Source organism: Arthrobacter sp. 2762 (assembly GCF_040548745.1).
Lineage (GTDB): Bacteria > Actinomycetota > Actinomycetes > Actinomycetales > Micrococcaceae > Arthrobacter.
In genome coordinates, this window is sequence record NZ_JBEPSI010000003.1 from 366,908 (window position 1) to 393,404 (window position 26,497).

Sequence of the window (26,497 nt, forward strand, 5' to 3'; positions counted from 1 at the left end):
ACCGGGCCTCACCAGCTACAGAACGATGAGGCCCGTAGCGTTGGCGCGGGCTGCTTCGAAGCGCTTGGCGACATCTGCCCAGTTGGCGATGTTCCAGAATGCCTTGACGTAGTCGGCCTTGACGTTGACGTAATCCAGGTAGAACGCGTGCTCCCACATGTCCAGCATGAGCAGCGGGGTGGTGCCAACGGCGACGTTGCCCTGCTGATCGTAGAGCTGCTCGATGACGAGGTTGCCACCGATGGGCTCGTACGCCAGGAAGGCCCAACCGGAACCCTGCAGACCCAGTGCGGCAGCGGTGAACTGGGCACGGAAAGCGTCAAACGAACCGAAAGCGTCCTCGATGGCGGCTGCGAGTTCGCCCTCAGGCTTGTCGCCGCCGTCCGGGGAGATGTTGTTCCAGAACACGGAGTGGTTGATGTGTCCGCCGGTGTGGAACGCGAGGTCCTTGGAGAGGCGGTTGATGTTGGCGAAGTCACCCGATTCGCGGGCTTCAGCGAGCTGCTTGAGGGCGTTGTTGGCGCCTGCAACGTAGGCAGCGTGGTGCTTGCTGTGATGCAGCTCCATGATCTTCGCCGAAATGTGCGGCTCAAGAGCTGCGTAGTCGTAGCCGAGCTCGGGCAGAACGTACTCTGTCACGAAATCCTCCAATGTAATGGACCGAAGTCCGGTTTGGTAACTCTCGTTGTGTTCATCCGGCCGGCAGGCCAGCCGGAAATCCTTGGGGAAGAAGCTTGCTCCTGCCACCAACGGGAACAACCCGCCGCGACCTCGCAGTATTTCCTCCACACGTTCTCGATTCTATGGGCGGGAACTACTCGTCCATCATTTCCGGAGTCACATTTGCTTCCGTACCCGGAATTCCGAGATCCAGGGCGCGTTTGTCGGCCATCGCGAGCAAACGACGGATCCGGCCGGCAATGGCGTCCTTGGTCATGGGGGGGTCGGCAAGGCGGCCCAGTTCGTCCAGGCTTGCCTGCTTGTGGGCGACCCGGAGTTCCCCTGCGTACTTCAGGTGATCCGGAACATCGTCGCCCAGGATTTCAAGCGCGCGGTCCACCCTGGCGCCGGCCGCTACGGCAGCCTGCGCCGAGCGGCGCAGATTGGCGTCATCAAAGTTGGCCAGCCTGTTGGCGGTGGCCCGGACTTCCTTGCGCATGCGCCGCTCCTCCCAGACCATCAAGGCGTCATGTGCACCCATCCGGGTAAGGAGCGCGGCGATCGTGTCACCGTCGCGGATAACCACGCGGTCTACGCCGCGGACTTCGCGGGCCTTGGCTTGTATGCCCAGCCGGCGGGCGGCACCCACCAGTGCAAGTGCGGACTCCGGCCCGGGACAGGTTACTTCCAGGGACGAAGACCGTCCTGGTTCGGTGAGGGACCCATGGGCCAGGAAAGCTCCGCGCCAGACGGCTTCGGCATCGGCCGCGGACCCATTGACGACTACGGAAGGCAGGCCGCGTACCGGGCGGCCGCGACCGTCCAGGAGTCCTGTTTGGCGGGCCAGGGCTTCGCCATCGCGGACAACACGGACCACGTAGCGGCTACCGCGGCGCAGGCCGCCACCTGAGACCACGATGATCTCGCTCTGGTGTCCGTAAACCTCGGCAATCGCGGCGCGCAGACGCCGGGCAGTGGAGGCCAGGTCCACCTCAGCCTCGATGACGATTCGTCCCGAAATAATATGCAAGCCCCCTGCAAAGCGGAGCATCGCCGAAACCTCAGCTTTACGGACTGAAGATTTCTTGATGTCCAGCCGGGACAGTTCGTCCTTGACCGACGCGGTAAGTGCCATCGCGTGTGTATTCCTAACTGTTCCCGAAAATATCGTGGTACGCCGCTGCCAAGAGCAGTGGATCATGGACAGGGCGGCGCCTCGAAGCCCCTACTCTACCCAACACCACTTCCGCACCGATCATCCCCGCTGCTTTCTCAAAGGCCTTCAGGTCCTGGATCGCGGAGGGATCGGCGAGTACGACGTCGACGCTGAACTCCGGCGCATAGCGTCGCAGGACATCCAAGTGGTCGGCCGCCGTCATGCCGGACGTTTCCTTGGTTTCGACGTCAAGATTCATGGTGAGGCAGCGCTTGGCTGCGGTATCGCCCAAGGCCTGCCGAAGCTCCGGGAGCAACAAATGGGGCAATACCGATGTGTACCAGGACCCTGGGCCGAGGATGACCCAGTCGGCGAGCTCGATCGCGGTGAGTGCCTCAGTGCAGGCTCGGGCGTCCTCGGGCAGCAGCCGCACTTCCTCCAGTTTTCCGGCAACGGCGCACTTCGCCTGTCCGCTGACGGTCTGCAGTTCATGTCCCCCGCCGGGCAATTCCACCCGGGCCTGGCCCTCAATGGTCAAAGGCACACTGGACATCGGCAGTACCTGGCCGCGCGCACCAAGCAACGCCCCGGCCCATTTGAGGCCGGCCACGGTATCCCCCAGCAGCTCCCAGAGCGTGACGATGAGCAGGTTGCCCATCGCGTGGTGGTCCAGGGAACCGCCCTTGGCGGTTCCTGCAGTGAAGCGGTGCTGCATGACGTCCCGCCATGTCCGGCCCCAATCGGTGTCGTCGCAGAGTGCACTGAGCGCCATCCGCAGGTCACCGGGCGGGAGGACGCCGTACTCGTCCCGTAGGCGCCCGGAGGAGCCGCCGTCGTCAGCTACCGTGACGATCGCCGTCAGTTCTGACGTCAACAGGCGAAGTGCGGAGAGCGAAGCCGCCAGTCCGTGCCCGCCGCCGAGGGCCACCACGGAAGGACTTTTGTTTTGCTGGCTGCCCGGAACGCCCTTCGGCGGGATGAGGGGCAACGGACCCGTAAGGACTCCCATTACTCACGCCCCAGGTCGCGGTGCGTGGTTGTCACCGTAACGCGCGGATATTGCGCAAGGCGTTTGGAGAGCTCGACGGCGACTGCCACCGAACGGTGCTTGCCACCGGTGCATCCCACAGCCAGGGTGGCGTAATGCTTGTTCTCCTGGCGGTAGCCGTCCAGGACCGGTTCCAGGGCTTTGACGTAACGGTCGACAAACTCCTGGACCCCATCAGCGGAGAGCACGTAGTCGCTGACGTCCTCATCCAATCCTGTGTGGGGACGAAGTTGCGGCACCCAGTGCGGGTTGGGAATGAAACGGGCGTCGGCCACGAAGTTGGCGTCTACGGGCAGGCCGTACTTGAATCCAAAACTCATGACATTCAGCCGGAGCGTCACAGGTCCGGTATCGCTGAACAACTCAGTGATGGCTGTTGCAAGGCCGTGCACGTTGAACTCACTGGTGTCCAAGACGACGTCGGCATGCTCCCGCAGTTCGCGCAGGACCTCACGCTCTATGCCGATTCCGTCAAGGATCCGTCCACCGCCCTGCAGCGGATGCGGACGCCGGCCTTGTTCGAAGCGGCGGACCAGGACTTCATCGCTGGCATCGAGGAACAGTACCCGGAACGTGATGCCAGTGGCGCTCAAGGCGCCCAGGGCGGTCTGGATGTCAGTAAAGAGGTCCTTGCTTCGGACATCCACCACTACGGCCAGCTTGGGGATGGATTTAGGCGCGTGCGAGACGATTTCCGCCAAGGTGCCAAGCATCTGGGGAGGAAGGTTGTCTACAACGTACCAACCGTGGTCCTCCAGGGCGTCCGAAGCGGTACTGCGGCCCGCCCCCGACATGCCGGTAACCACCAGCAGTTCCGCCTCCGCCGGCTTGACGGGCGTTAGTCCGTCCTGCTCCGCGCCGGCTCCTGCCGTTGCCTCATCCATCAGTGGTCCCCGTTTCCTTGGAAGTGGTTGTTACAGCCTGACCGGTGGCATCGCAGTTGCGGCCACCGGTCAAGTTCTTACCCTAGCTAAGATTCGAGGATTTCGCCGGTCGTCATGTTCACCGCAGGAGCGGCTTCTCCTGCGTCTTCGCTGGAACCCAGATGCTGCACGACTGCAGCTGCCAACGCCGGACCGATGCCCTTGGCGGAGGTGAGTTCCTCCACACTGGCCGCCCGGATCTTCTTGAGGGAGCCAAAATGTGCCACCAAAGCCTTGCGTTTGGCCTCCCCCAGGCCCGGAACGCCGTCCAGGGCAGAGACTGTCATGGCCTTGCCGCGCTTTTGCCGATGGAAGGTGATGGCGAAGCGGTGGGCTTCATCGCGGATGCGCTGGAGCAGGTACAAGCCCTGCGACGTCCGCGGAAGGATCACCGGGAAGTCGCTGTTGGGAAGCCAGACTTCTTCAAGGCGCTTCGCCAGGCCAACCACGTAGACGTCGTCGATGCCCAACTCAGCCAAAGCACGCGCTGCAGCATTGACCTGCGGCTGCCCACCGTCCACCACCACCAGGTTGGGCGGGTACGCGAACTTGGCTTTGGGGGCCGGCATGGTGGGGTCCGACGGCGGCGCTTCAGTTCCATTGGCAGCTGCGGCGGTGCCCGCACGGGTTGGGTTGATGATTTCGCCGGAGACAGGCACCTGGGCGGCCTTGTCAGTGAGGTAGTGACGGAAACGGCGAGTCAAGACATCGTGCATGGCGGCGGTATCATCGGCTGCGGCCGCTCCCGTGATGGAGAACTTGCGGTAATCGGACTTCTTGGGCAAGCCATCTTCCACCACCACCATGGACGCCACCACGTTGGTTCCTTGGACGTGCGAGATATCGAAGCATTCGATCCGCAGCAGCGGAACCGGAAGCTCAAGGGCCTCCTGAAGCTCCTGAAGGGCCAGCGAGCGGACGGTGATATCCCCGGCGCGGCGGGTCTTGTGCAGCTTCAGCGCCTGCTCGGCATTCTCCCGGACTGTTGACATGAGCGCAGCCTTGTCACCTCGCTGGGGCACACGGATATCCACCTTTGCCCCGCGTAGCCCGCCCAGCCATTCACTCAGCTCGGCATGGTTGCTCGGATTCTCGGGAACGAGTACTTCCCGGGGGATGCGGCCCTGGACCTCGCTGTCTTCCCCGTAGACCTGCTGCAGCAGGTGCTCGATGAGTTCCGGCGTCGTGGCGTCTTCAACTTTCTCCACCACCCAACCACGCTGTCCACGGACCCGGCCGCCGCGCACGTGGAACACCTGCACGGAGGCCTCGAGCTCGTCTTCATGCAGCGCGAAGACGTCGGCGTCCGTATCCTCCGCGAGGACTACGGCGTTGCGTTCGAAGACCTTGCGCAGAGCGATGATGTCGTCCCTGAGCCGTGCGGCGCGCTCATAGTCGAGCTCCGCCACGGCGGCCGCCATGTCCTTTTCAAGCCGGTTAATGAAGCGCTTGGCTTCCCCGCCCATGAAAGCGCAGAAGTCCTCGGCAAGTTGGCGGTGCTCCTCCGGCGTCACGCGGCCGACGCAGGGTGCTGCGCATTTGTCGATGTAGCCCAGAAGGCAGGGGCGTCCACTGGCTTGTGCCCGCTTGAGGACGCCTGCGCTGCAGCTGCGGACCGGGAACACGCGAAGCAGGGTGTCCATGGTTTCCCGGATGGCGCCCGCCGTGTAGGGGCCAAAATACCTGGTGCCCTTCTTGCGCTCGCCACGCATGACCTGCACCCTGGGGTACTTCTCCCCCATGGTGACGGCCAAGTAGGGATAAGTCTTGTCGTCCCGGAAGACCACGTTGAAACGCGGCTTGAATTCCTTGATCCAGGTGTACTCCAGCTGTAGCGACTCCAACTCGCTGCCTACCACCGTCCACTCCACGCTGCTCGCGGCATGGACCATGGCATGCGTCTTGGGTAGAAGCCCCGAGGGGTTGGCAAAGTAGGAATTCAGCCTGGAACGGAGGTTCTTGGCTTTGCCCACATAGATGACCCGGCCGTGGGGGTCGCGGAAACGGTAGACGCCCGGGGTGGTGGGAATTTCACCCGTCTGGGGCCGGTAACTTGCTGGATTTGCCACGATTCCAGTCTAGTGAACCGGACCGACAGCCAGCGCCAAGCGCTCAGTCCACCGACTTGCTTTGGTTGTAGCTTGTGGACCGTTCCTGACCACTGAGGGCGGCGATGGCATCCATGATCTTGTCCGTCACCTGGCGGCGTGCAGGAAGGGAATGGTCCGGGCCCGTCTTGTCGAAGTAGAGCGGCTCGCCAACCTTCATGGTGAAGTGCTGGGGACGGACGGCGTTCTTGTCCGCTGGCTGCAATTTCTCCGTGCCTATCAGCCCCACGGGAATTACGGGTGCGCCCGTGGTGAGTGCCAACCAACCGACGCCGGTACGGCCGCGATACAGGATGCCGTCGCGGGACCGGGTACCCTCCGGGTAGATTCCAATGCCCTTCCCGGACTCCAGGATGTCCAGCAGGGTCTTCAGCGCCTGCACGCTCGCTGCCTGTTCACCGCGTTCCACCGGGATGGAACCGACGGCTTCGAAGAAGGACTTCATCACAGCGCCCTTAACGCCTTTGGTGGTGAAATACTCCGCCTTGGCGAAGAACGCCACTGGACGAGGCATGAGCGCCTGGACAATCACGCTGTCCAGGAAAGAGAGATGGTTCGGCGCCACGATGAACGGGCCTTCTGTTGGCACGTTCTCCAGTCCAATGACCGTGGGCCGGCACGTGGTGGAGATCAGTCCACGCGTAGTCCAGCGGATCGCATCAAAGACTGCCATCGTTTTGTACCTCGCTCAGGGCCGCCGCACGGACAGCGTCAAGTTCTTCAATTTTGGTTCGCAACTCAAGGGCGGTGCCGACCACGGCCACCGCACCGGCTTCCTCCAGCTCGCCGTCTGAGGCGAAGCCCCAACGGACACCAATGCAATCCAGGCCGTTGGCCATTGCTCCGCCAACGTCCTGGTGCCGGTCTCCCACCATCACAGCAGGATTGGAGTGGAGATCCGCCAAGGCTGCGCCAACAATCTCGATCTTGCCGGACGCGGAATTGGCCGCCAGCGATTCGTCGTCGGCAGCTCCCCTAATGGACACAAAGAAATCCGCAATACCGTGATGCTCAAGGACAATCCGGGCAATACCTTGGGGCTTCTGGGTTGCAACGGCGACGGCCCGCCCTGTTTCGGCAAAGAATTCAAGGAGGTCGAAGATTCCCGGATACAACTTGCTCTGGCCAATACCGGTTTCCCTGTAATGCCGCCGGTAGCGGGAAATGGTTTCATCGACCAATTCCGCCGGGACATTCGCTAAATGCAGGAGTGCATCGCTGAGCTTGGGGCCAACCATGGCGTTCAGCACGGCCTGTTCCGGAACCGGGAGGCCCATTTCGCGCAGGGCCGCGGATATTCCTCCTGTGATACCGCCGGCTGGATCGACAAGGGTGCCGTCCAGATCGAAAATTACGGGCACCGTTGTTTGAGTCACCGGGTTAGTTTCTCACGAGTAGCGGCATGCCTGAAACTCGCATGCCGCTACCGGAATACTTCTGCCGTGCTGAGGATATTCTTTAGGCATCCGGCGAGGCAGTTCGGGCTGTTAGCGCAGAATTTCCGCAAGGAACGTTGCGGTGTGGCTGTCAGTGGACTTGGCAACCTGCTCCGGTGTGCCCGTTGCGACGATTTTGCCTCCACCTGAACCACCATTCGGCCCGAGGTCCACAATCCAGTCCGCGGACTTGATGACGTCCAGGTTGTGCTCAATGGTGATCACGGTGTTGCCCTTGTCCACCAGCCCCTGGAGGACCATGAGCAGCTTCCGGATGTCCTCGAAGTGCAGGCCGGTAGTGGGTTCGTCAAGAACGTAGATGCTGCGGCCGTTGGACCTCTTCTGGAGTTCTGCGGCCAACTTCACGCGCTGCGCTTCACCACCGGACAGGGTTGTGGCTGGTTGGCCCAGCCTGACATAGCCCAGTCCCACGTCCACCAAGGTGTTCAGATGCCGCGCGATGGGGGTGAAGGCAGCAAAGAATTCAGCGCCTTCCTCGATGGGCATGTTAAGGACGTCGGCGATTGTCTTTCCCTTGTAATGCACTTCAAGGGTTTCGCGGTTGTAACGGGCGCCGTGGCACACCTCACAGGGAACGTAGACGTCGGGCAGGAAGTTCATTTCGATCTTCAACGTGCCATCTCCGGAGCATGCTTCGCAGCGGCCGCCCTTGACGTTGAACGAGAAGCGGCCGGGCTGGTAACCGCGGACCTTTGCTTCAGTGGTTTCAGCAAACAGTTTCCGGATGTTGTCGAAGACGCCTGTGTACGTTGCCGGGTTGGAGCGCGGTGTGCGGCCGATGGGGCTCTGATCAACGTGGACCACCTTATCCAGGTGCTCCAATCCATTCACGCTCCGGTGCCGTCCGGCAACCTGCTTGGCGCCATTGAGCTTGTTGGCGAGGACCTTGTAAAGGATCTCGTTCACCAGCGTGGACTTGCCCGAACCGCTGACACCCGTCACTGCCGTAAAGAGCCCCAGGGGGAACGTGGCATCCACATTGTCCAGGTTGTTTTCCCTGGCACCGACAACCTTCAACTCACGTTTTTTGTCATACTTGCGGCGCTTGGCCGGGATATCGATCTTGCGGCGGCCGGACAGGTAGTCGCCCGTCAAGGACTCCTTGTTCTCCAGCAGCTCCTTGTACGTACCTGAATGCACCACTTGTCCGCCGTGCTCGCCGGCGCCGGGTCCAATGTCAACCACCCAGTCCGCTTCATGGATGGTGTCCTCGTCATGCTCCACCACGATCAGGGTGTTGCCGAGGTCCCGCAGGCGGGTCAGCGTCTCGATCAAGCGTCGGTTATCGCGTTGGTGCAGGCCGATGGATGGCTCGTCCAGGACGTAGAGGACTCCCACGAGTCCGGAACCAATTTGCGTGGCAAGGCGGATGCGCTGGGCTTCACCGCCGGACAATGTCCCGGAAGGACGTTCCAGGTTCAGGTATTCAAGTCCCACGTCCAAAAGGAACGTCAAGCGGGCCTGGATTTCCTTCAGGACCTGGTGGGCAATCTGCGCCTCGCGGTCGGTCAGGGTCAGGCTTCCCAGGAACGACGCGCATTCACGCATGGGAAGGGCCGCAACTTCAGCGATTGACTTGCCATTGATCAATACCGACAGCGAGGCAGGGTTGAGCCGTGCACCGTTGCACTCGGGGCAGGGAATCTGGCGCATGTACTCTTCGTACCTGTCCCGCGCCCAATCCGAATCAGTTTCGCCGTGCTTGCGGTGAACATATTGAATGGCACCCTCAAAGCCGGTGCTGTACTTGCGTTCCCGGCCGAACCGGTTCCGATACTGGACCACAACCTTGTGGTCCTTGCCGTGCAGCACGGTGTTCCGGACATCCTTGGGGAGCTTTTCCCAGGAGGTGTCCATGGAGAAGCCGAGTTCGTGGGCCAGGCCCTCCAGAAGGCGGTTCCAGTACTCGGTGGTGGCGGTGCCCAGGGACCAGGGAGCGATGGCGCCCTGTCCCAGGGAAAGCTCCGGATTGGGAACAATCAGTTCCTCGTCCACTTCAAGCCTGGTTCCAATGCCACTGCACGCTGAGCAGGCGCCAAAGGGGTTGTTGAACGAGAACGAGCGTGGCTCGATTTCATCGATGGCCAGGGGGTGCTCGTTGGGGCATGCGAGGTTCTCGGAGAAAGCACGGATACGTGCGGGGTCCCCGGCCTCAAGGTCCACGAATTCAATCAGCACCCGGCCTTCTGCCAAGCCCAGGGCAGTTTCAATGGAATCGGTAAGCCGCTGGCTGATGTCTTCCTTGACCACCAAGCGGTCCACTACCACCTCGATGGTGTGCTTAAACTGCTTGCCAAGCTTGGGCGGCTCGCTGAGCTGGACCAGTTCGCCGTCCACCCGGGCGCGCGAATAGCCTTTGGCCGTCAATTCCTTGAAGAGGTCCACGAACTCGCCCTTGCGCCCGCGAACCACGGGAGCGAGAACCTGGAATCGTGTGCCCTTTTCCAGTTCCAACAGCTGGTCAACGATCTGCTGCGGGGTTTGCCGGGCGATGGGCTCGCCACACACGGGGCAGTGCGGACGGCCTACGCGCGCCCAGAGCAGACGCATGTAATCGTAAATTTCCGTGATGGTGCCCACGGTGGAACGAGGGTTCTTGCTGGTGGATTTCTGGTCGATCGACACCGCCGGCGACAGGCCCTCAATGAAGTCCACATCCGGCTTGTCCACCTGGCCCAGGAACTGGCGGGCATAGGCGGACAACGATTCCACGTACCGCCGCTGTCCCTCGGCAAAGATCGTATCGAACGCCAAGGAGGACTTGCCCGAACCTGAAAGGCCCGTGAACACGATCATCGCATCCCTGGGGAGGTCAAGATCTACATTGCGCAGGTTGTGTTCCCGTGCGCCTTTGACTACCAGCCGGGACAGATCCGGCCTGGTGGGCTTGGTATCGGGAACGACGGCTGCGCTCTTCAGGGCATCGATGGCTGCATCTTCAGCTAAGGCTTTGGGCACCTACCAATGCTAATCGAAAACTTCTTCGAATTTCCATGTCGTGCCTCACATGCTACTGATCGGTATCAATCAGCGTCATATGCGGCCGCAAGAAGCTGCACAGCTTCCGCGAAGGACGCTCCTTGGGCTTTGGCCGCAGCAGCATACTGGGCGGCGACTTCCGCAAGCGCGCCCCAGCGGTCATCCCGGGCACACACGATGGTGCCGTTGCGTCCCCTCGTAGCGACGACGCCAGCAGCCTCCAGTTCCTTGTAGGCGCGGGCCACCGTATGTGGGGCAACATCCAACACGCCCGCCAGGTTGCGGACCGGCGGGAGCTTCGCTCCAACTGCGAGGACCCCGGAGTCTGCCAGTTCGATGATGCGCAGCCTCAGCTGCTCGAAAAGGGCAACTCCGCTGCTGGTGTTGGGGCGCCAGTTCCCGGGAAAGCCGTCCATGGCAGTCATCGCGAACACCGGCCTGGTGCCGGGACCCATGCGGGCGTTTGCTGCTGAATGAAGCGTCCATGGTCCATGCCGAGAATTAGACCAGCGACGCGGAAAGGGTACAAGCCACCGACGGCTGGAAACTTAATTGCTACGACCGGCAACAGGTCCTGGCGCCTCATGTGTCTTTCCGGGCCACCGCGAAGATGCGGCGGAACGGGAACACCGTCCCGTGGCTTGTGGCCGGATACGCCTCGCCCAGCAAAGCAGAGTATTCCTGCTCGAAGTCGGCGGCGTCGCCGGGAGACAGCGCTGCCAGTACGGGCCGCAGTCCCGTGCCCCGCACCCATTCAAGGACCGGGTCCTTGCCCGGCAGCAGCTGCTGGTAGGTGGTTTCCCAAGCGTCAGCTGCACAGCCGGCGTCGAGCATAATACCCAGGTAGTCCGCTGGACTGCCCACAATGCCATCATGCCGAAGAACGCCGCCGAGGCGGGAGGACCATTTGGGTGACTCGGCGAGCTCCCTCATGAGCGTGTGCGAAGGGGATGTGAAGTTTCCCGGCACTTGCAGGGCGAACCAGGCACCCGGTTTAAGTGCACTTAGCCAGTGACCGAGCATGGCTTGGTGCCCGGGAACCCACTGGAGCGCGGCATTGGTTACTACGACGTCGGTCTCCTGGTCAGGCTGCCAGTCAGCAATATCCGCCTGCTCGAATTCCAGGTTGGCGGATTTCCGGGCCTGTCCAGCTGCCTTCGCAAGCATTTCGCCGGAGGAATCGAGGCCGACCACGCGGGCATCAGGCCAGCGGACAGCCAGCGTGGCTGTGAGGTTACCGGGGCCGCATCCAAGATCCACCACTTTCTGCGGCGACTCAGCCTGGATCCTGGCCACCAGGTCATGGAACGGCCTGTCCCTGTGATTGCCGAACTCCACATACTTGGACGGATCCCACCTCATATAAGCCTCCTTTCGTTTGGCAGCAGTGCTGGGGCGAGCCTAAACCGTGCGGGCACTAAGCTGGAAACCAATGAAACTTCTTGAGCAGCTCCCTGGTTCCACCCCCTCCAACCCGTTGGGTCCGGACGAGATCTATACACGGTTCGTTGAGTGGACAGAAGGCCGCGGCTTGCAGTTGTACGCTGCTCAGGACGAGGCCATCATGGAGCTCGCCTCCGGCGCCAACGTCATCCTGGCTACGCCCACGGGCTCGGGTAAATCGCTGGTGGCCATTGCAGCTCACTTCGAGGCCATGGCCCGTGGCCAACGCAGTTACTACACCGCTCCCATCAAGGCTTTGGTCTCGGAGAAGTTCTTCGCGCTCTGCGAGATCTTCGGTGCCGAAAACGTTGGCATGATTACGGGTGACTCTGGCGTAAACCAGGATGCGCCCATTATTTGCTGCACCGCCGAGATCCTGGCCAATATTGCCCTTCGCGAGGGAGCTTCCGCGGAACTTGGCGCTGTGATCATGGATGAATTCCACTTCTACTCCGATCCCCAGCGCGGATGGGCCTGGCAGGTTCCCCTGCTTGAACTCCCCCAGGCCCAGTTCCTGCTCATGTCCGCGACGCTGGGCGACGTCAGCCGTTTCGAAGCCGGCCTCACTGAGCTCACCGGGCGGCCCACCACTACCGTCAGCTCTGCGGAGCGTCCGATTCCACTGCATTACTACTATCACCTCACGCCGGTTCACGAGACCCTGGAAGAGTTGCTCTCCACCAAGCAGGTCCCCGTCTACGTTGTGCACTTCAGCCAGGCAGAAGCGATTGAGCGTGCCCAGAACCTGATGAGCATCAATATGTGCAGCCGGGCAGAAAAGGACCGCATCGCAGAGCTCATCGCAGGCTTCCGGTTCGCGGCGGGCTTCGGAAAGACACTGAACCGGCTGGTCCGCCATGGCATCGGCGTGCATCACGCCGGGATGCTGCCCAAGTACCGCCGCTTGGTGGAGCAACTGGCACAAGCCGGGCTCCTGAAGGTCATCTGCGGCACTGACACCCTGGGCGTAGGCATCAACGTGCCCATCCGCACGGTTCTGTTGACGGCCTTGAGCAAATACGACGGCGTACGCACCCGGGTGCTCAACCCGCGTGAGTTCCACCAGATTGCCGGCCGGGCTGGTCGCGCAGGATACGATACCGCAGGCACGGTGGTGGTCCAGGCGCCGGATCACGTAGTGGAGAATGCCAAGGCCATGGCAAAGGCCACGGCAAAGTTCGGCGACGACCAGAAGAAGCTTCGCCAAGTGGTCAAGAAGAAGCCACCGGAAGGTTTCGTTTCCTGGGGTGAATCAACCTTCAAGCGGCTGGTGGAGTCGGTTCCGGAGCCTCTGACGTCGAGTTTTACGGTCACCCACGCGATGCTCCTTAACCTTATGGAACGCCCCGGAGATCCTTTCCAGGCGACCCGGCGCTTGCTCAGTGAAAACCACGAGACCCGCCCGGCACAGTTGAAACTCATGAAGAAGGCGTTGGGCATCTACCGCGAACTGCTGGCCGCGGGTGTGGTTGAACGCATTCCGGAAGATGAACAACAATCCGAAGGCCGTTCTGTCCGCTTGACGGTCCACTTGCAGGCCAACTTCGCCCTCAACCAGCCGCTTTCACCGTTTGCGCTTGCCGCGCTGGAACTGTTGGATCCAGAGTCGCCGTCGTATGCGCTGGACGTTGTCTCGGTTATCGAGGCCACGTTGGAGAAGCCGCGCCAGATTCTCTCTGCGCAGCAGAAGAAGGCCCGTGGCGAGGCGGTTGCCGCCATGAAGGCTGACGGCATCGAATATGAGCAGCGCATGGCCATGCTCGACGACGTGACGTACCCGATGCCCTTGGCGGAGATTCTCGGTGAAGCCTTCGAGGTGTACCGAAAGGCTGCCCCATGGGTGGGCGACTTCGAGTTGGCGCCCAAATCAATCATCCGCGACATGTATGAACGTGCCATGAACTTCGGAGAGTTCGTGCAGTTCTACGGCCTGGCCCGCTCCGAAGGCATCGTCCTGCGCTACTTGGCGGATGGATTCCGTGCACTCAGGCAGACCGTGCCCCAGGACTTGCTGCGCGAGGACCTTGAAGACCTCATCGCCTGGCTGGGTGAACTTGTCCGGCAAGTGGACTCCAGCCTCCTTGATGAGTGGGAGGAGCTCACCTCAGGGCTAATGCCAACACCGCATGACGCTCCCCCGCCACCGCCGCCGCTTTTAACCACGAACATCAGGGCTTTCCGGGTCATGGTCCGGAACGAAATGTTCCGCAGGGTGGAGCTCTTCGCGGACGAAGACTCTGCCGCCCTGGGTGAGCTGGACGTCGACGCCGGCTGGGACGCCGAACGCTGGGAAGAGGTTCTGGACGACTACTTCGATGAACACGATGACATCGGCACGGGACCCGATGCCCGAGGCCCCGGATTGCTCATCATCACCGAAGAACCCGGTACGTGGCGGGTCCGCCAGATCTTCGATGACCCCGCTGGAAACCACGACTGGGGCATCTCCGCCGAAGTGGACCTCGAGGCCTCCGATGAGACGGGCACCGCTGTGGTTCGCGTGACGAACGTCAACCGGCTCTAAGCCAAGCCGCTGAGGGTAAAACCGACTCAACGTCAACCGGCTGAAGGAGGCCTCCCATGGAATCCGTCCCCGATCTCGGCGGCAGCTTGCGGGCGCTGGAGGTAATGAGCGCACAACCTACTGCTCCTTGGACCGGATCGCGTCGATGGTGGGCCTCCGCAGGTGGCGTTCCTGCACTGGACGTGGAAGGGCTGGCTTTGGGCGCGGTGCGGGCTGCAGCTACGGCCCTGAACGCCTTGACGGGAACGGCGCTCAGGTATTCGGTGGCTGCCGGACCCACGGCCGCTGCGTTCGATTCCCTGGGGCACCTGCGGATAGGTGGCCAGAAACCTGAAGGGTTCGCTCCCTTGTCCGGTTTCCGAAGAACCGCTGATGGTTGGATCCGCCTCCACGCCAACTATCCACACCACGCCGCCCGGCTCATGGAGGCGGTCTCGGCCAGCGAACCTGCCGATGTGGACCGCGCATTACTGGCCATGACGTCTTTGGAAGCCGAAGACCTTATTACTGGCAACAACGGCGTAGCTGCCGCCGTCCGTACCAGGGAAGAGTGGGCAGCCGCTCCTATGTTTGAAGCGGCCAGTGAGGGGCCGTGGATCAGTTTCGGCCACCTGGGACCATCCACGGAACCAAGCCGCCCGTCGTCGTGGGTTCCTTCCGCGGTTCCAGACCGCCCTCTGGCAGGTCTCAAAGTCCTTGACCTGACCCGCGTCATTGCCGGCCCCGTGGCAACCCGGCTCCTTGGCGCCCTGGGCGCGGACGTCCTCCGGATAGACCCTGCGCACCTTCCGGAGCTGACGGACGCCTTCATTGACTCAGGCTTTGACAAGCGCAGCGCCGAAGCAGACTTCCGGAATCCGGACGATCTGGCTGCGGTCATGGGCCTCCTGGAGACGGCAGACGTGGTGGTCATGGGGTATCGCGACGGCGGGCTGGATCGTTTTGGATTGACCCCTGACGCGCTGCTGCTGCGCCGCGCCGATCTCGTAGCAGTGGCCTTGAGCGCATGGGGCCACGGAGGTCCCTGGCAGCGGCGACGTGGCTTTGACAGCCTGGTGCAGGCAGCATGCGGCATAGCTGACCGATATGGCCATTTCGACGACGGCGGGTGGAGGCCCGGCGCGCTGCCCGTGCAGGCACTGGATCACGCCACGGGTTATGGCCTTGCGGCGGCAGTGTTCGCTTTGCTGACCCAGCGACTGGGTACGGGGCGTGGCGGAACGGCGCGGCTTTCGCTGGTCCGGACAGCGGAAGAGCTACTTCTCCTTCCGACGGGCACCGGGACTGACGTCGAGCTGCCGGCGCCCGACTACCACGAGGTAGACAGTCCGTACGGCCGACTCCGGTACGTCGGCCCGCCCATTACGGTGGATGGTGTTCCCATTGCTTATCAAGAACCGCCTGTCACGTACGGTTCCTCCGCACTGGGTTGGCGGTAGGCGGTCCGGCCCCTAGTAAGCTCGGAAGCATGAGTGTAATCCGCCCTGCCACCGTTGAAGACGTTCCCACAATACTGCGCATGATCCACGATCTTGCGATCTACGAAAAGGAACCCGACGCCGTCAGGAATACCCCGGAGCTGCTGACCGAGGCGTTGTTCGGAGAGAACCCGCGGGTGTATGCGAGCATGGCCTGTAATGCTGCTGGTACCGTGCAGGGCTTTGCCCTGTGGTTCCTGAATTACTCAACGTGGGAAGGTGTTCACGGCATCTACCTGGAAGACCTCTACGTCGTTCCGGACGCGCGAGGCGAGGGCCACGGCAAGGCGCTCCTGCAGCACCTGGCCGCGACCGCCGTCGAACGTGGCTATGCCCGGGTGGAATGGAGCGTCCTGGACTGGAACGAACCGTCCATCAAGTTCTATAAGAACCTTGGCGCCTTCCCCATGGAGGAGTGGTCTACGTTCAGGCTGACCGGCGAGGCGCTGGAAACGTTCGGGGCAGGTGCCAGCAACGGTAACAAGGCTCTTGCCCATGGCTGAAATGCGAGCCTTGGCCGACGCTCACCGCATCCGCGCCCGGCACGAATTCCGAGGCCTCCGAACCGCCGAGCACTACTTCACGGTCCCCCTGGACCATGGTTCGGCTAAATCCGCCATGGATGACCAGACCACCGGCGAAACGATCACTGTGTTCGCACGGGAGTATTCCTCCACCGATCACTCAGAGGAGGAGGCCGCCAAACTTCCATGGTTGCTGTTCCTCCAAGGAGGACCTGGCGGGCGCGGGAACCGCGTCACGTCCCTTTCAGGTTGGATGAAGGCAGCGGCCAAGGATTTTCGGATCCTGATGCTGGACCAGCGCGGCACGGGCCTTTCCACACCTGTGGAGCGACAGTCCTTGGCGCTCCGCGGTGACGCCGCAGCCCAGGCTGACTACCTGACGCATTTCCGGGCTGATTCGATCGTGGCCGACGCCGAGTTCATCCGGCATGCCTTGGATTCCGGACCATGGTCAGTGCTGGGCCAGAGCTTTGGTGGATTCTGCGCGTTGACCTATTTGTCCTTCGCCCCGAAAGGGCTGCGGGAGGTCCTCATCACTGGAGGACTTGCTCCGCTGGACGGCCCCGCCGAGCGCGTGTACCGTGCCACTTTCCGGCGGGTGGCGGAGCGGAACGCGGAGTACTTCGCCTGGTATCCGGAAGACCGCGAAACTGTCACCAGGATCGTCCGCCACCTCGAACAGCATGAGGAATTCCTGGCCAGCGGAGAACGGCTGACGCCCGAGCGGTTCCAGATGGTGGGATCGTTCCTTGGCGGCAACACACGGGTGGACTCCCTGCACTACCTCCTCGAGGACGCTTTCATCGAAACACCTTTGGGTGAACGCCTGTCGGAGGTGTTCCTGGAGCAAGTGCGGAGCCTCGTGAGCCGCGCAGGGAATCCCTTGTACGCGGTCCTCCACGAATCGATCTACGGGCAGGGCGAGGCCACGGACTGGGCAGCGTGGCGCGTGCTGGAAGAATTCCCGGAGTTCAAGCCGGGAGCAGAGGCACCCCTGCTCACGGGAGAAATGGTCTATCCCTGGTACTTCGAACAGGATCCGGCACTGATCCCGCTCCGCGACGTAGCCGCCTTGCTGGCTGCCAAGTCGGACTGGTGTCCCCTGTACGACCACCAGCAGTTGGCGGTCAACAAGGTTCCAGCAGCAGCCGCCGTCTACAAGGACGACATCTACGTGGACCATGACCTCTCAATGGAAACCGCCGCGGCAGTCCGTGGGCTTCAAACCTGGGTCACGGACGACTTCCACCATGACGGCATAGGGGAAGACGGCGAAGGTATCTTTGGGCGGCTCTTCGGGCTGGTGCGGGGTTCCCGCTAACCCCACGCGTTCCTACGCGGGGATTGGTCCTACAGGGGGATTGAACGGCGCACCCGGGCCGCGGTGACGGCCGTTAAGGCCAGCATTACGGCGGCCAGCACGCCGGCGGCTATGTTCAGCCCTTCGTAGCCGAGCCAGGCGAGGACAAGTCCGGACGTAGCACCACCCGTTGCACCGGCCGCGCCCATGAGCGTATCGGAAACGCCTTGGACGGTTACCCTCTGTTCTTCGGCAACGCTCTCCGCAAGGAGGGTGGATCCTGCGATGGTCGCGGCGGACCATCCAAGGCCAAGGATGATCAGCCCAGTGGTGACCAGCACGGGTTCTTGCTGGCCGATTCCAGCGATCAGCACTGCCACCAGCAGAAGCCCGTGGCCCATGGCGATGGTCTGGATGCGGCCGGCTTTGTCAGTCAGCCAACCCCATAGTGGGGACAGAGCGAACATGCCGGCGATGTGCAGCGAAATGGTCAGCCCAATGACAACCAGGGCGTCGGTGCTGTCAGTTGTTCCGCCGTGATGGCCGGCGTGTGAACCGCCCACCAGCTGCTGTAGGTGCAAGGGGGTCATGGACATTATGGCCACCATGACGCCGTGGGCAGCGACCACGGCTGAAAGCGCAAGGATGGCCCGCGGCGAGGAACGAACAGCCTGAAGGCCGGAGCGGATAGTGCCCCTGACAGGGAGGGTTCCCGTGCGTGCGGACTCCGAGGCCAACCGCCGGGCCAGCAGCAACGGGTCGGGCCGCAAACCGGCAAAGAGCAGCACCGCCGCCAGGAACAGACCTGCAGCTGAGAAGACGAAAGGCCCGGCAATGGGCGGCAGGCCCAACGCGGCCCCCACTGCGGCACCGGGCTGGATGAGGTTTGGACCGGCCACGGCGCCAACAGTGATTGCCCAGACAACGGTGGACAATGACCTGCCGCGGCGCTCAGCGTGGGCGAGGTCGACGGCGGCGAACCTCGCTTGAAGGTTGGCGGCTGTACCAAGGCCGAGAAAACCGGCAGCGAGCAGGAGCAGCGGGAAAGACTCACCCACCACGGATGCCATCACCAGGAGCGCCCCGATCATGGCAGCCACCAGGCCGGAGACGAGGCCCACCCGGCGTCCCCGAGCTTCCGCAAGCCGTGCCAGCGGTAGTGCGGACAGGGCTGCCGCCAGGGTCAGCACAGTAGTGATCGATCCCGCCCACGCCTCGGATCCGGACAGATCCACGGCCAGGAGTGATCCAATGGACAACGTGGCGCCATTGCCGATTCCGCTGAGGAGCTGGGCCGAGCTGAGCAGGAAAACAGTACGGCGCTGAACCCGTTGGGGGTCCAGCGCCGTAGTAGAAGTGGTAGTCACTTCACGAGACTACAACTTTCACAGCCCGGTTACTCTGCTTCGCTCAAGCTCTTCTTCGCGTCCTCTTCCAGCCGCGCGTCCAGCTTGGACTGGCGGGCCGCCGGGCTGAGCAAGCTGGCAACGACTGCTACCACGATCGTGCCGATAATGACCGCCAACGAAACGAAGGTGGGAATCTCTGGGGCCCACTCGATGTGGTGGCCGTTGTTGATGAAGGGAAGCTCGTTGACATGCATTGCGTGCAGGACGAGCTTGACGCCAATGAAGGCAAGAATGACCGACAGGGCGTGCTTCAAGTAGATCAAGCGGCTCATCAGTCCACCGAGCAGGAAGTACAGCTGGCGCAGGCCCATGAGCGCGAAGATGTTGGCTGTGAAGACGATGAAAGCGCTCTGGGTCAGGCCGAAGATCGCGGGGATGGAGTCCACCGCGAACAGGAGGTCGGTCATGCCGATGGTCACGAAGACGATCAGCATCGGGGTGAAGACCTTCTTGCCGTTTACCGTGGTCCGCAGCTTGCCGCCGTCGAACTTTTCAGACATCGGCAGGACCTTGCGCAGCCGCGCAACCAGCGGGTTCTCGGCGCCTTCTTCTTCGTCTTCACCGGAATCCGTGGCCTGCTTCCAGGCAGTCCACAGCAGGAACGCGCCGAAGATGTAGAAGATCCAGCTGAACTGCTCGATGACTACCGCGCCCAAGGCGATGAAAATACCGCGGAGGACCAGTGCGATGATGATGCCCACCATCAGCACTTCCTGCTGGTATTTCCGGGGCACGGAGAAGCGGGCCATGATGATGATGAAGACGAACAGGTTGTCGATGCTCAGGCTGTATTCAGTAACCCAGCCGGCGACGAACTGGCTGCCGTATTCGGGACCGGTGAAGTAGAACATGGCACCGGCAAAGACCAAGGCCAAGGCAACGTAGAAGGCGACCCAGAGGCCGGCTTCCTTCATTGATGGTTCGTGGGGACGCTTGACCACGAGGAGGAGGTCGATGAGCAAGATGATACCGAGGGCGACGAACGAGCCGACCTCAAACCAGATTGGAAGCTCCATTAATGTGGGCCTTTCGCAGGGTACGGGAAAGCGGTGTAAGTCTCTCCGGCCTGCCAGTGCGGTGAATGCACATTCAGCGGCCCACTAAGTCCGGCGAGGCATCTGTGCCTTGCGTGCTGACGGACGTAGCGCTTGGGATACTCCCCTACGTGACCACAACCTTACCTTAGGCGTGCCCTGCGGACTGCATTTGACGCAATTCCCGCTTCAACTCCCCCACTTCGTCACGGATTCGGGCGGCGACCTCGAACTGCAGCTCGGCAGCGGCGCCGTGCATCTGTTCCGTGAGTTGTTCGATGAGGCCAACCAGGTCTTCCGCTGGAGCCGCGGCCAGCCCGTCCTTCCGGACGGTGGCTGCACCCTTGCTGCCCGAGGTACGTTTGGCTCCCTTGGCAAGCCTGTTGTTGTTCAGGAGCTCCTGGGTATCGGCATCTTCGCGTGCCAGCTGGTCCGTGATATCAGCGATCTTCTTCCGAAGGGGCTGGGGGTCAACGCCGTTGTCGGTGTTGTACTTGACCTGGATGGCGCGGCGCCGGTTGGTTTCTTCGATGGCGTGGGCCATGGAGTCCGTGATCCTGTCCGCGTACATGCGGACCTGTCCGGACACGTTTCGGGCGGCGCGGCCAATCGTCTGGATGAGGGACGTAGAGGAACGGAGGAAGCCTTCCTTGTCCGCATCCAGGATGCTGACCAGCGAGACTTCAGGCAGGTCCAGGCCTTCACGCAGGAGGTTGATGCCGACCAGGACGTCAAAGACTCCCATCCGCAGCTCACGCAGTAGCTCAACCCGGCGAAGAGTATCGACGTCGGAGTGGAGGTACTGGACTTTGACGCCATGGCCAAGGAGGTAGTCCGTGAGGTCTTCGGCCATCCGCTTGGTCAAGGTGGTTACCAGGACGCGTTCATCCCGTTCAGTGCGTTGGCGGATTTCGCCCAGGAGATCATCGATCTGGCCCTTGGTGGGCTTCACGATCACCTCGGGATCGATGAGTCCAGTGGGCCGGATGATCTGCTGGACAGTGCCGTCTGCCTTCCCGAGCTCGTACTTGCCGGGCGTGGCCGACAAGTAAACGGTCTGGCCGATGCGTTCAAGGAACTCGTCCCACTTCAAAGGCCTGTTGTCCATGGCCGAGGGCAGCCGGAAGCCGTGGTCCACCAGTGTGCGCTTGCGGGACATGTCCCCTTCGTACATGGCGCCAATCTGTGGGACGGTGACGTGGGATTCGTCGATGACCAGGAGGAAGTCGTCAGGAAAGTAGTCCAACAGGCAGTGTGGTGCGGTACCGCCTGCACGGCCGTCAATGTGCCGGGAGTAATTCTCGATGCCGTTGCAGAAACCCATCTGCTGCATCATTTCGAGATCGTAGGTGGTCCGCATCCGCAGGCGCTGGGCTTCCACCAGCTTGTTCTGGCTCTCCAGCACCTTCAGGCGCTCGGCGAGTTCGTCTTCGATGGCTGTGATCGCGCGGCCCATTCGTTCCGGGCCGGCCACGTAGTGCGAAGCCGGGAAGACGTACATCTCGGTTTCCTCGCGGATGACCTCGCCGGTGACCGGATGCAGCGTGTAGATGTTCTCGATTTCGTCGCCGAAAAATTCGATTCTGAGTGCGAGTTCCTCGTACATGGGAATGATCTCTACAGTGTCACCACGGACGCGGAAGGTGCCCCGGTGGAAGTCCATGTCATTGCGCGCGTACTGCATGGAAACGAACTTGCGAAGGAGGTGATCCCGGTTCATTTCGGCGCCCTTGGTGAGCGTCACCATGCCCGCGATGTACTCTTCGGGTGTTCCCAGGCCGTAGATACAGGAGACTGTGGCTACTACGATGACGTCGCGCCGGGTCAGCAGCGCGTTGGTGGCCGAGTGCCGAAGTCGCTCGACTTCCTCATTGACCGAGGAGTCTTTTTCGATGAACGTATCCGTTTGGGGTACGTACGCTTCGGGCTGGTAGTAGTCGTAATACGAGACGAAGTACTCCACTGCATTGTTGGGCAGGAGTTCCCTGAACTCGTTGGCCAGCTGGGCTGCCAGGGTCTTGTTTTGAACCATGACCAGTGTGGGACGCTGCACCTGCTCAATAAGCCAGGCTGTGGTGGCGCTCTTGCCCGTACCGGTGGCGCCGAGAAGGACAACATCCTTCTCGCCGTTGTTGATGCGTTCTGTCAGTTCCGCAATGGCAGCCGGCTGGTCGCCGGCGGGCTTGTAATCGCTGACGACTTCGAAGGGCGCGACGACACGGTTGATCTCCTGGGCAAGGCTCATGACACCAATCTACCCCCGCACCCCGACAGTTATTGTCCGGATTTATGTCCCGCTGCAACGGAAGAATACGACGGCGGTTGCCAGCCAGTGCGGTTGGCCCACTCATCCATCAGCGGCCAGGCGATGTCTGTGAACCACGGTTCTTTGGCATCGGCATAGCCAGCGGTGCCGGGGTCGGTGGCATGCTGTGCAGCAAGTTGGCGCTTGTGCCCCTCATACAGGGCAACGGCAGAAGGTTCCGCCCTCAACCAGTCACGGAACAGCAGGGCGTATCTCCAGCCGGGCGAGCCGGCAACGCGCACATGCAGGTTCGTCGGGCGTCCCGGATCCGCGTTGGCATGGAAGCGCTTTTGCCATTGGGCTGGATCAGGTTCCGACGGCTTCGGAGTGTCAGCGAAAACGCCGGGAACACGTGGGTATCCTGCTGTGGCCAGACGCGGTGCAATGCGATCCGCCACCTCAAGGTCGGCAACAGTCACTTGAAGGTCTATGACATCCTTGGCGGCCAATCCGGGCACGGACGTTGACCCAATGTGGTCCACGGCAAGGATGTCCTCCGGTGCTGCCGCCTGGATGCGCGAGGAGAGCCGGGCCGCTTCCAGGCCCCAGCCGGTTCTCGAGGCGGACAGGACAGGACCATTTGTCCGCCGGGCACGAACTCCACGCCGGCAATTGTCTGCAAAAGGCACCAATCGCCCGAACCACAAGGCATCCACTGTGGCGAGCAGTTCCTCCCGGCTACCGGAATTTTCCAGGACGATGTCCGCTGCAGCGTTTCTTGCCTTCTGGCTGGCTTGGGCTGCCATTCGGGAACGGGCGTCCTCCAGGCTCATTCCGCGAAGACCCACCATCCGTTGAATCCGCACCTCATCGGGGGCGTCCACCACAATGACCAGGTGGAAAGCACTCCCCTGCCCTGTCTCAACCAACAGGGGAATGTCCTGGACCAGAATGTCCTCATCCGCGGCTTCGGCGACGATTTTCGCTGCTGACTCCCGGACCAACGGATGGATGATGCCATTGAGTACTTCCCGCCGCGAGGGATCCTGGAAAACTATGGCGCCAAGGGCGGGACGGTCCAGTTTCCCCTCAGGGTCCAGGATCCCCGGCCCGAAAGCCTCCACAACACGGGCAAGGCCCGGAGTTCCAGGCTCCACCACCTGCCTGGCGATGAGGTCAGCATCAATGAGCAGGGCGCCCAACTCTTGCAGCCTGGCCGCCACCAGCGATTTTCCCGAGGCGATGCCGCCCGTCAGCCCGATTTTCAACACCCCTCCACACTAGACTGAAGCGGTGGAAATTGAGGATGACAGCCGTGCAACCACTTACACAACGCTCGCTGAAGGTCCGGATTTCCGACACGAACTGGAGATCCGGCGTTCACGCTTCATCACCGTCCTCCGCCGCTCGCCCGACGAAGATACTGCACGCACCCTGGTGGCTGCGCTGCGACGCGAGTTCCATGACGCACGGCACCACTGTTCGGCTTTCGTTGTAGGTCCGGACAGGATGATTCAACGTTCCAGTGACGACGGCGAACCGTCGGGCACTGCGGGTATTCCCATGCTGGAGGCACTGCTCAAGCGTGAGACCGCGCCCGGGGTGACGGACCTTAGCGACGTAAGCGTCGTCGTCGTCCGCTATTTCGGTGGAATCCTCCTGGGCGCGGGCGGGCTGGTCCGCGCCTATTCCGAATCGGTATCTGCCGCTTTGGAACTGGCACCTCTGGTGCAGCGTCGGCGGCTGCGGCTTTGCGACATCGACGTGCCGCACGCGGATGCCGGACGGTTGGAGAACGAACTCCGCGGATCCGGCTTTGTCATGGCGAACACCAGTTATGAAGCCAAGCACACAGTCCTCAGGGTCGCGCTGGCGGACAACAGCGACGCCATCGCGGACGCGCATTCCCGTGTAGCGGCCCTCACTGCAGGCACGGGCAGACTGAGTCCGCAGGGAACGGAGTGGATCGATGTGCCCTGAATCAACGGTGGATCCCCAGGTGGCACTGGCCCACGTTGACGAGGAAATGCTCAAGGAATTGCTTGCCGTGGCTCTGTCGCATGCCAGCGCCGATGAGGTCACTCCGCCGCTGGGCACAACGCCGGGATGGAACCCTGAGCGGATCGCCTGGTTCCGCGCCTATCACCGGGCGGCCGCGGCCGGACTTGAAGGGCCTGCGCGTGAGAAGACCTGGGCTGTTGTGGCAGGCGGAACGGTGGTGGGCTCGGTCCGGTTGAAGTCGTCCGGGCCTGATGCCGTAGGACCCGATGCCGTAGAAACCGGTATATGGCTTGCCGCTCCCTTCCGCGGCCAAGGTGTTGGGCGGCTTGCCCTGCAGCTGGTGGCAGACGAAGCGCGTGCCCGTGGCTTCGCGGTCCTTGAAGCCTGCACGACGCCAGGAAACAAGGCTGCACAATCCCTGCTGTCTTCCCTCGGCGCCGAGTTGGCGTTCGAGGGGGCTTTGGTAAAGGCGCGGCTGGCGCTCCGATAGCCGGTGCTCTTTCCACTTGGCTTAAGCAGAAGGACCCCTGCCGCATGGCAGGGGTCCTTCTTTGGCTATTCAGCGCATCCCCTGAGGGGTGGCGGAATTAGTTGCCGGTCAGCTTCTCACGCAGTGCTGCGAGAGCTTCGTCGGACGCCAGGGTGCCGGCGTTGGACTCAGCAGCAGCCGGCTCCGAGGAGTAGCTGGTGGTGCCGGAATCGCTCTCACCGGACGTTGCAGCGGCAGCGTCGTCAGCAGCGTGCTGTGCAACCTGCTTCTTGTGGGCTTCCCAACGGGTCTGGGCGTCAGCGTACTGCTGCTCCCAGGCGGCGCGCTGGGTCTCGTAGCCTTCGAGCCATTCGTTCGACTCGGGGTCGAAGCCCTCGGGGTACTTGTAGTTGCCCTCTTCGTCGTACTCAGCGGCCATACCGTACAGAGCGGGATCGAACTCGGTGCTGTCAGCGTCAACGCCCTCGTTAGCCTGCTTGAGGGAGAGGGAGATGCGACGACGCTCGAGGTCGATGTCGATGACCTTGACGAACAGTTCGTCGCCAACGGAGACAACCTGCTCGGCGAGCTCAACGTGGCGGACAGCCAGCTCGGAGATGTGAACGAGGCCTTCGATGCCGTCTTCGACGCGAACGAACGCACCGAACGGAACCAGCTTGGTGACCTTACCCGGAACAACCTGGCCGAGGGCGTGGGTGCGGGCGAAGGTCTGCCACGGGTCTTCCTGCGTAGCCTTGAGCGACAGGGAGACACGCTCGCGGTCCAGATCCACTTCGAGGACCTCGACGGTGACTTCCTGGCCAACCTCGACAACCTCGGACGGGTGGTCGATGTGCTTCCAGGACAGCTCGGAAACGTGAACGAGGCCGTCTACGCCGCCAAGGTCCACGAATGCACCGAAGTTGACGATGGAGGAAACGACGCCGGGACGAACCTGGCCCTTTTCCAGCTTGTTGAGGAACGTGGAGCGGACCTCGGACTGGGTCTGCTCGAGCCATGCACGGCGGGACAGCACAACGTTGTTGCGGTTCTTGTCCAGCTCGATGATCTTGGCTTCGATCTGCTGACCGATGTACGGAGCGAGGTCGCGGACACGACGCATCTCGACGAGGGATGCGGGCAGGAAGCCGCGCAGGCCGATGTCCAGGATGAGGCCACCCTTGACAACCTCGATGACGGTACCGGTAACGACGCCGTCTTCTTCCTTGACCTTCTCGATGTCGCCCCAGGCGCGCTCGTACTGAGCACGCTTCTTGGAGAGGATCAGACGGCCTTCTTTGTCTTCCTTGGTGAGAACCAAAGCTTCGACCTGATCGCCAACGGCAACAACTTCGCCGGGGTCAACGTCGTGCTTGATGGAAAGCTCGCGGGAAGGGATGACACCTTCGGTCTTGTAACCGATGTCGAGCAGGACTTCGTCGCGGTCGACCTTGACGACGGTACCTTCGACGAGGTCACCGTCGTTGAAGTACTTGATGGTGGCGTCGACAGCTGCGAGGAAGTCCTCAGCGGTACCGATGTCGTTAATGGCGACTACGGGGGTACCGGGCTTCTCGGTGGAGGTGATGGTCATGTAGTAGGGGCTCCGTTGTGGATAGTGTGTCGGTCAGGCAAACCGCTGCCGCCCGGGTCCGGACGGCAGAACACGGCAAAATACCGGGTCATCCTGATTTGTGGATTAATACAAAATGGACGCATGCACGTAGTACACGCCCGTT

General features: G+C 62.1%; 21 protein-coding genes. 6 read left to right on the forward strand and 15 right to left on the reverse strand.

The annotated features are described in order from the left end of the window. Window positions 1-15 precede the first annotated feature (15 nt). From ABIE18_RS08295 to ABIE18_RS08340, 10 genes are all read right to left on the reverse strand, one after another. The gene (locus ABIE18_RS08295) at window positions 16-639 is read right to left on the reverse strand and encodes a superoxide dismutase (protein ID WP_216925790.1); all 624 of its coding nucleotides are present in this window, start codon (window positions 637-639) and stop codon (window positions 16-18) included. Window positions 640-814: 175 nt separating this feature from the next. Then, window positions 815-1,795, reverse strand: a complete 981-nt coding sequence (gene whiA, locus ABIE18_RS08300; protein WP_018777554.1) for a DNA-binding protein WhiA — start codon at window positions 1,793-1,795, stop codon at window positions 815-817. Between the two features lie 13 nt (window positions 1,796-1,808). Further along, on the reverse strand, window positions 1,809-2,825 hold the full coding sequence (locus ABIE18_RS08305) for a uridine diphosphate-N-acetylglucosamine-binding protein YvcK (RefSeq protein WP_431115202.1): 1,017 nt from the start codon (window positions 2,823-2,825) through the stop codon (window positions 1,809-1,811). Further along, on the reverse strand, window positions 2,825-3,748 hold the full coding sequence (gene rapZ / locus ABIE18_RS08310; protein ID WP_216925792.1) for an RNase adapter RapZ: 924 nt from the start codon (window positions 3,746-3,748) through the stop codon (window positions 2,825-2,827). The genes ABIE18_RS08305 and rapZ overlap by 1 nt, the downstream gene beginning before the upstream one ends. An 86-nt stretch (window positions 3,749-3,834) precedes the next feature. Beyond that, window positions 3,835-5,856, reverse strand: coding sequence for an excinuclease ABC subunit UvrC (uvrC, locus tag ABIE18_RS08315; RefSeq protein ID WP_499722209.1), 2,022 nt, complete (start codon window positions 5,854-5,856; stop codon window positions 3,835-3,837). A 43-nt stretch (window positions 5,857-5,899) separates the two neighbouring features. After that, window positions 5,900-6,568: a lysophospholipid acyltransferase family protein gene (locus ABIE18_RS08320; RefSeq protein WP_309926194.1), complete on the reverse strand. Its 669-nt coding sequence runs from the start codon at window positions 6,566-6,568 to the stop codon at window positions 5,900-5,902. Next, entirely contained in the window at window positions 6,555-7,271 is a 717-nt protein-coding gene (locus tag ABIE18_RS08325; protein ID WP_499722210.1) for an HAD hydrolase-like protein, read from the reverse strand. The genes ABIE18_RS08320 and ABIE18_RS08325 overlap by 14 nt, the downstream gene beginning before the upstream one ends. Before the next feature lie 111 nt (window positions 7,272-7,382). Further along, the gene (gene uvrA, locus ABIE18_RS08330) at window positions 7,383-10,310 is read right to left on the reverse strand and encodes an excinuclease ABC subunit UvrA (RefSeq protein WP_499722212.1); all 2,928 of its coding nucleotides are present in this window, start codon (window positions 10,308-10,310) and stop codon (window positions 7,383-7,385) included. 65 nt (window positions 10,311-10,375) lie between these two features. Then, the gene (locus ABIE18_RS08335; protein WP_216925843.1) at window positions 10,376-10,756 is read right to left on the reverse strand and encodes a GntR family transcriptional regulator; all 381 of its coding nucleotides are present in this window, start codon (window positions 10,754-10,756) and stop codon (window positions 10,376-10,378) included. A gap of 157 nt (window positions 10,757-10,913) precedes the next feature. Next, window positions 10,914-11,693, reverse strand: a complete 780-nt coding sequence (locus ABIE18_RS08340) for a trans-aconitate 2-methyltransferase (protein WP_499722213.1) — start codon at window positions 11,691-11,693, stop codon at window positions 10,914-10,916. Window positions 11,694-11,763: 70 nt separating this feature from the next. Between ABIE18_RS08340 and ABIE18_RS08345 the strand changes: the two genes are divergently transcribed. The 4 genes from ABIE18_RS08345 to ABIE18_RS08360 are packed head-to-tail and all read left to right on the forward strand — an operon-like array spanning window position 11,764 to window position 17,621. Further along, window positions 11,764-14,298, forward strand: coding sequence for a DEAD/DEAH box helicase (locus tag ABIE18_RS08345; protein ID WP_499722214.1), 2,535 nt, complete (start codon window positions 11,764-11,766; stop codon window positions 14,296-14,298). Window positions 14,299-14,354: 56 nt separating this feature from the next. Then, window positions 14,355-15,737 carry a CoA transferase gene (locus tag ABIE18_RS08350; RefSeq protein WP_499722215.1) on the forward strand — a complete coding sequence of 461 codons (1,383 nt, stop codon included), beginning with the start codon at window positions 14,355-14,357 and terminating at the stop codon, window positions 15,735-15,737. Between the two features lie 29 nt (window positions 15,738-15,766). Beyond that, window positions 15,767-16,279, forward strand: a complete 513-nt coding sequence (locus tag ABIE18_RS08355) for a GNAT family N-acetyltransferase (RefSeq protein ID WP_477515600.1) — start codon at window positions 15,767-15,769, stop codon at window positions 16,277-16,279. Then, entirely contained in the window at window positions 16,272-17,621 is a 1,350-nt protein-coding gene (locus ABIE18_RS08360) for an alpha/beta fold hydrolase (protein WP_499722216.1), read from the forward strand. The genes ABIE18_RS08355 and ABIE18_RS08360 overlap by 8 nt, the downstream gene beginning before the upstream one ends. A 29-nt stretch (window positions 17,622-17,650) precedes the next feature. On the opposite strand, the gene ABIE18_RS08365 is transcribed toward ABIE18_RS08360, so the two are convergent. The 4 genes from ABIE18_RS08365 to coaE form a co-directional block, all read right to left on the reverse strand. Continuing rightward, on the reverse strand, window positions 17,651-18,967 hold the full coding sequence (locus ABIE18_RS08365; RefSeq protein WP_499722217.1) for an MFS transporter: 1,317 nt from the start codon (window positions 18,965-18,967) through the stop codon (window positions 17,651-17,653). A gap of 29 nt (window positions 18,968-18,996) precedes the next feature. After that, window positions 18,997-20,025, reverse strand: coding sequence for a TerC family protein (locus ABIE18_RS08370; RefSeq protein ID WP_223932894.1), 1,029 nt, complete (start codon window positions 20,023-20,025; stop codon window positions 18,997-18,999). Window positions 20,026-20,191: 166 nt separating this feature from the next. Continuing rightward, window positions 20,192-22,288 carry an excinuclease ABC subunit UvrB gene (gene uvrB, locus ABIE18_RS08375; protein WP_499722218.1) on the reverse strand — a complete coding sequence of 699 codons (2,097 nt, stop codon included), beginning with the start codon at window positions 22,286-22,288 and terminating at the stop codon, window positions 20,192-20,194. Window positions 22,289-22,317: 29 nt separating this feature from the next. Next, a complete protein-coding gene (coaE, locus tag ABIE18_RS08380; protein WP_499722219.1) occupies window positions 22,318-23,559 on the reverse strand; it encodes a dephospho-CoA kinase in 1,242 nt (413 codons plus the stop codon). Between the two features lie 22 nt (window positions 23,560-23,581). Between coaE and ABIE18_RS08385 the strand changes: the two genes are divergently transcribed. After that, complete coding sequence (locus tag ABIE18_RS08385; protein ID WP_499722220.1) at window positions 23,582-24,268, forward strand: IMPACT family protein; 687 nt, start codon at window positions 23,582-23,584, stop codon at window positions 24,266-24,268. Then, window positions 24,258-24,779 carry a GNAT family N-acetyltransferase gene (locus ABIE18_RS08390; protein WP_499722221.1) on the forward strand — a complete coding sequence of 174 codons (522 nt, stop codon included), beginning with the start codon at window positions 24,258-24,260 and terminating at the stop codon, window positions 24,777-24,779. The genes ABIE18_RS08385 and ABIE18_RS08390 overlap by 11 nt, the downstream gene beginning before the upstream one ends. A 97-nt stretch (window positions 24,780-24,876) precedes the next feature. Here ABIE18_RS08390 and rpsA read toward each other — a convergent pair whose 3' ends face one another. Further along, a complete protein-coding gene (rpsA, locus tag ABIE18_RS08395; RefSeq protein ID WP_216925808.1) occupies window positions 24,877-26,352 on the reverse strand; it encodes a 30S ribosomal protein S1 in 1,476 nt (491 codons plus the stop codon). Between the last annotated feature and the right edge of the window lie 145 nt (window positions 26,353-26,497).

Excerpts from the sequence above, each read along its gene's own strand:
- whiA (WP_018777554.1), bottom strand. The coding sequence starts at position 1,795 with ATGGCACTTACCGCGTCGGTCAAGGACGAACTGTCCCGGCTGGACATC.
- ABIE18_RS08305 (WP_431115202.1), bottom strand. The coding sequence starts at position 2,825 with ATGGGAGTCCTTACGGGTCCGTTGCCCCTCATCCCGCCGAAGGGCGTT.
- rapZ (WP_216925792.1), bottom strand. The coding sequence starts at position 3,748 with ATGGATGAGGCAACGGCAGGAGCCGGCGCGGAGCAGGACGGACTAACG.
- ABIE18_RS08320 (WP_309926194.1), bottom strand. The coding sequence starts at position 6,568 with ATGGCAGTCTTTGATGCGATCCGCTGGACTACGCGTGGACTGATCTCC.
- ABIE18_RS08335 (WP_216925843.1), bottom strand. The coding sequence starts at position 10,756 with ATGACTGCCATGGACGGCTTTCCCGGGAACTGGCGCCCCAACACCAGC.
- ABIE18_RS08340 (WP_499722213.1), bottom strand. The coding sequence starts at position 11,693 with ATGAGGTGGGATCCGTCCAAGTATGTGGAGTTCGGCAATCACAGGGAC.
- ABIE18_RS08345 (WP_499722214.1), top strand. The coding sequence starts at position 11,764 with ATGAAACTTCTTGAGCAGCTCCCTGGTTCCACCCCCTCCAACCCGTTG.
- ABIE18_RS08350 (WP_499722215.1), top strand. The coding sequence starts at position 14,355 with ATGGAATCCGTCCCCGATCTCGGCGGCAGCTTGCGGGCGCTGGAGGTA.
- ABIE18_RS08355 (WP_477515600.1), top strand. The coding sequence starts at position 15,767 with ATGAGTGTAATCCGCCCTGCCACCGTTGAAGACGTTCCCACAATACTG.
- ABIE18_RS08360 (WP_499722216.1), top strand. The coding sequence starts at position 16,272 with ATGGCTGAAATGCGAGCCTTGGCCGACGCTCACCGCATCCGCGCCCGG.
- ABIE18_RS08370 (WP_223932894.1), bottom strand. The coding sequence starts at position 20,025 with ATGGAGCTTCCAATCTGGTTTGAGGTCGGCTCGTTCGTCGCCCTCGGT.
- uvrB (WP_499722218.1), bottom strand. The coding sequence starts at position 22,288 with ATGAGCCTTGCCCAGGAGATCAACCGTGTCGTCGCGCCCTTCGAAGTC.
- ABIE18_RS08390 (WP_499722221.1), top strand. The coding sequence starts at position 24,258 with ATGTGCCCTGAATCAACGGTGGATCCCCAGGTGGCACTGGCCCACGTT.
- rpsA (WP_216925808.1), bottom strand. The coding sequence starts at position 26,352 with ATGACCATCACCTCCACCGAGAAGCCCGGTACCCCCGTAGTCGCCATT.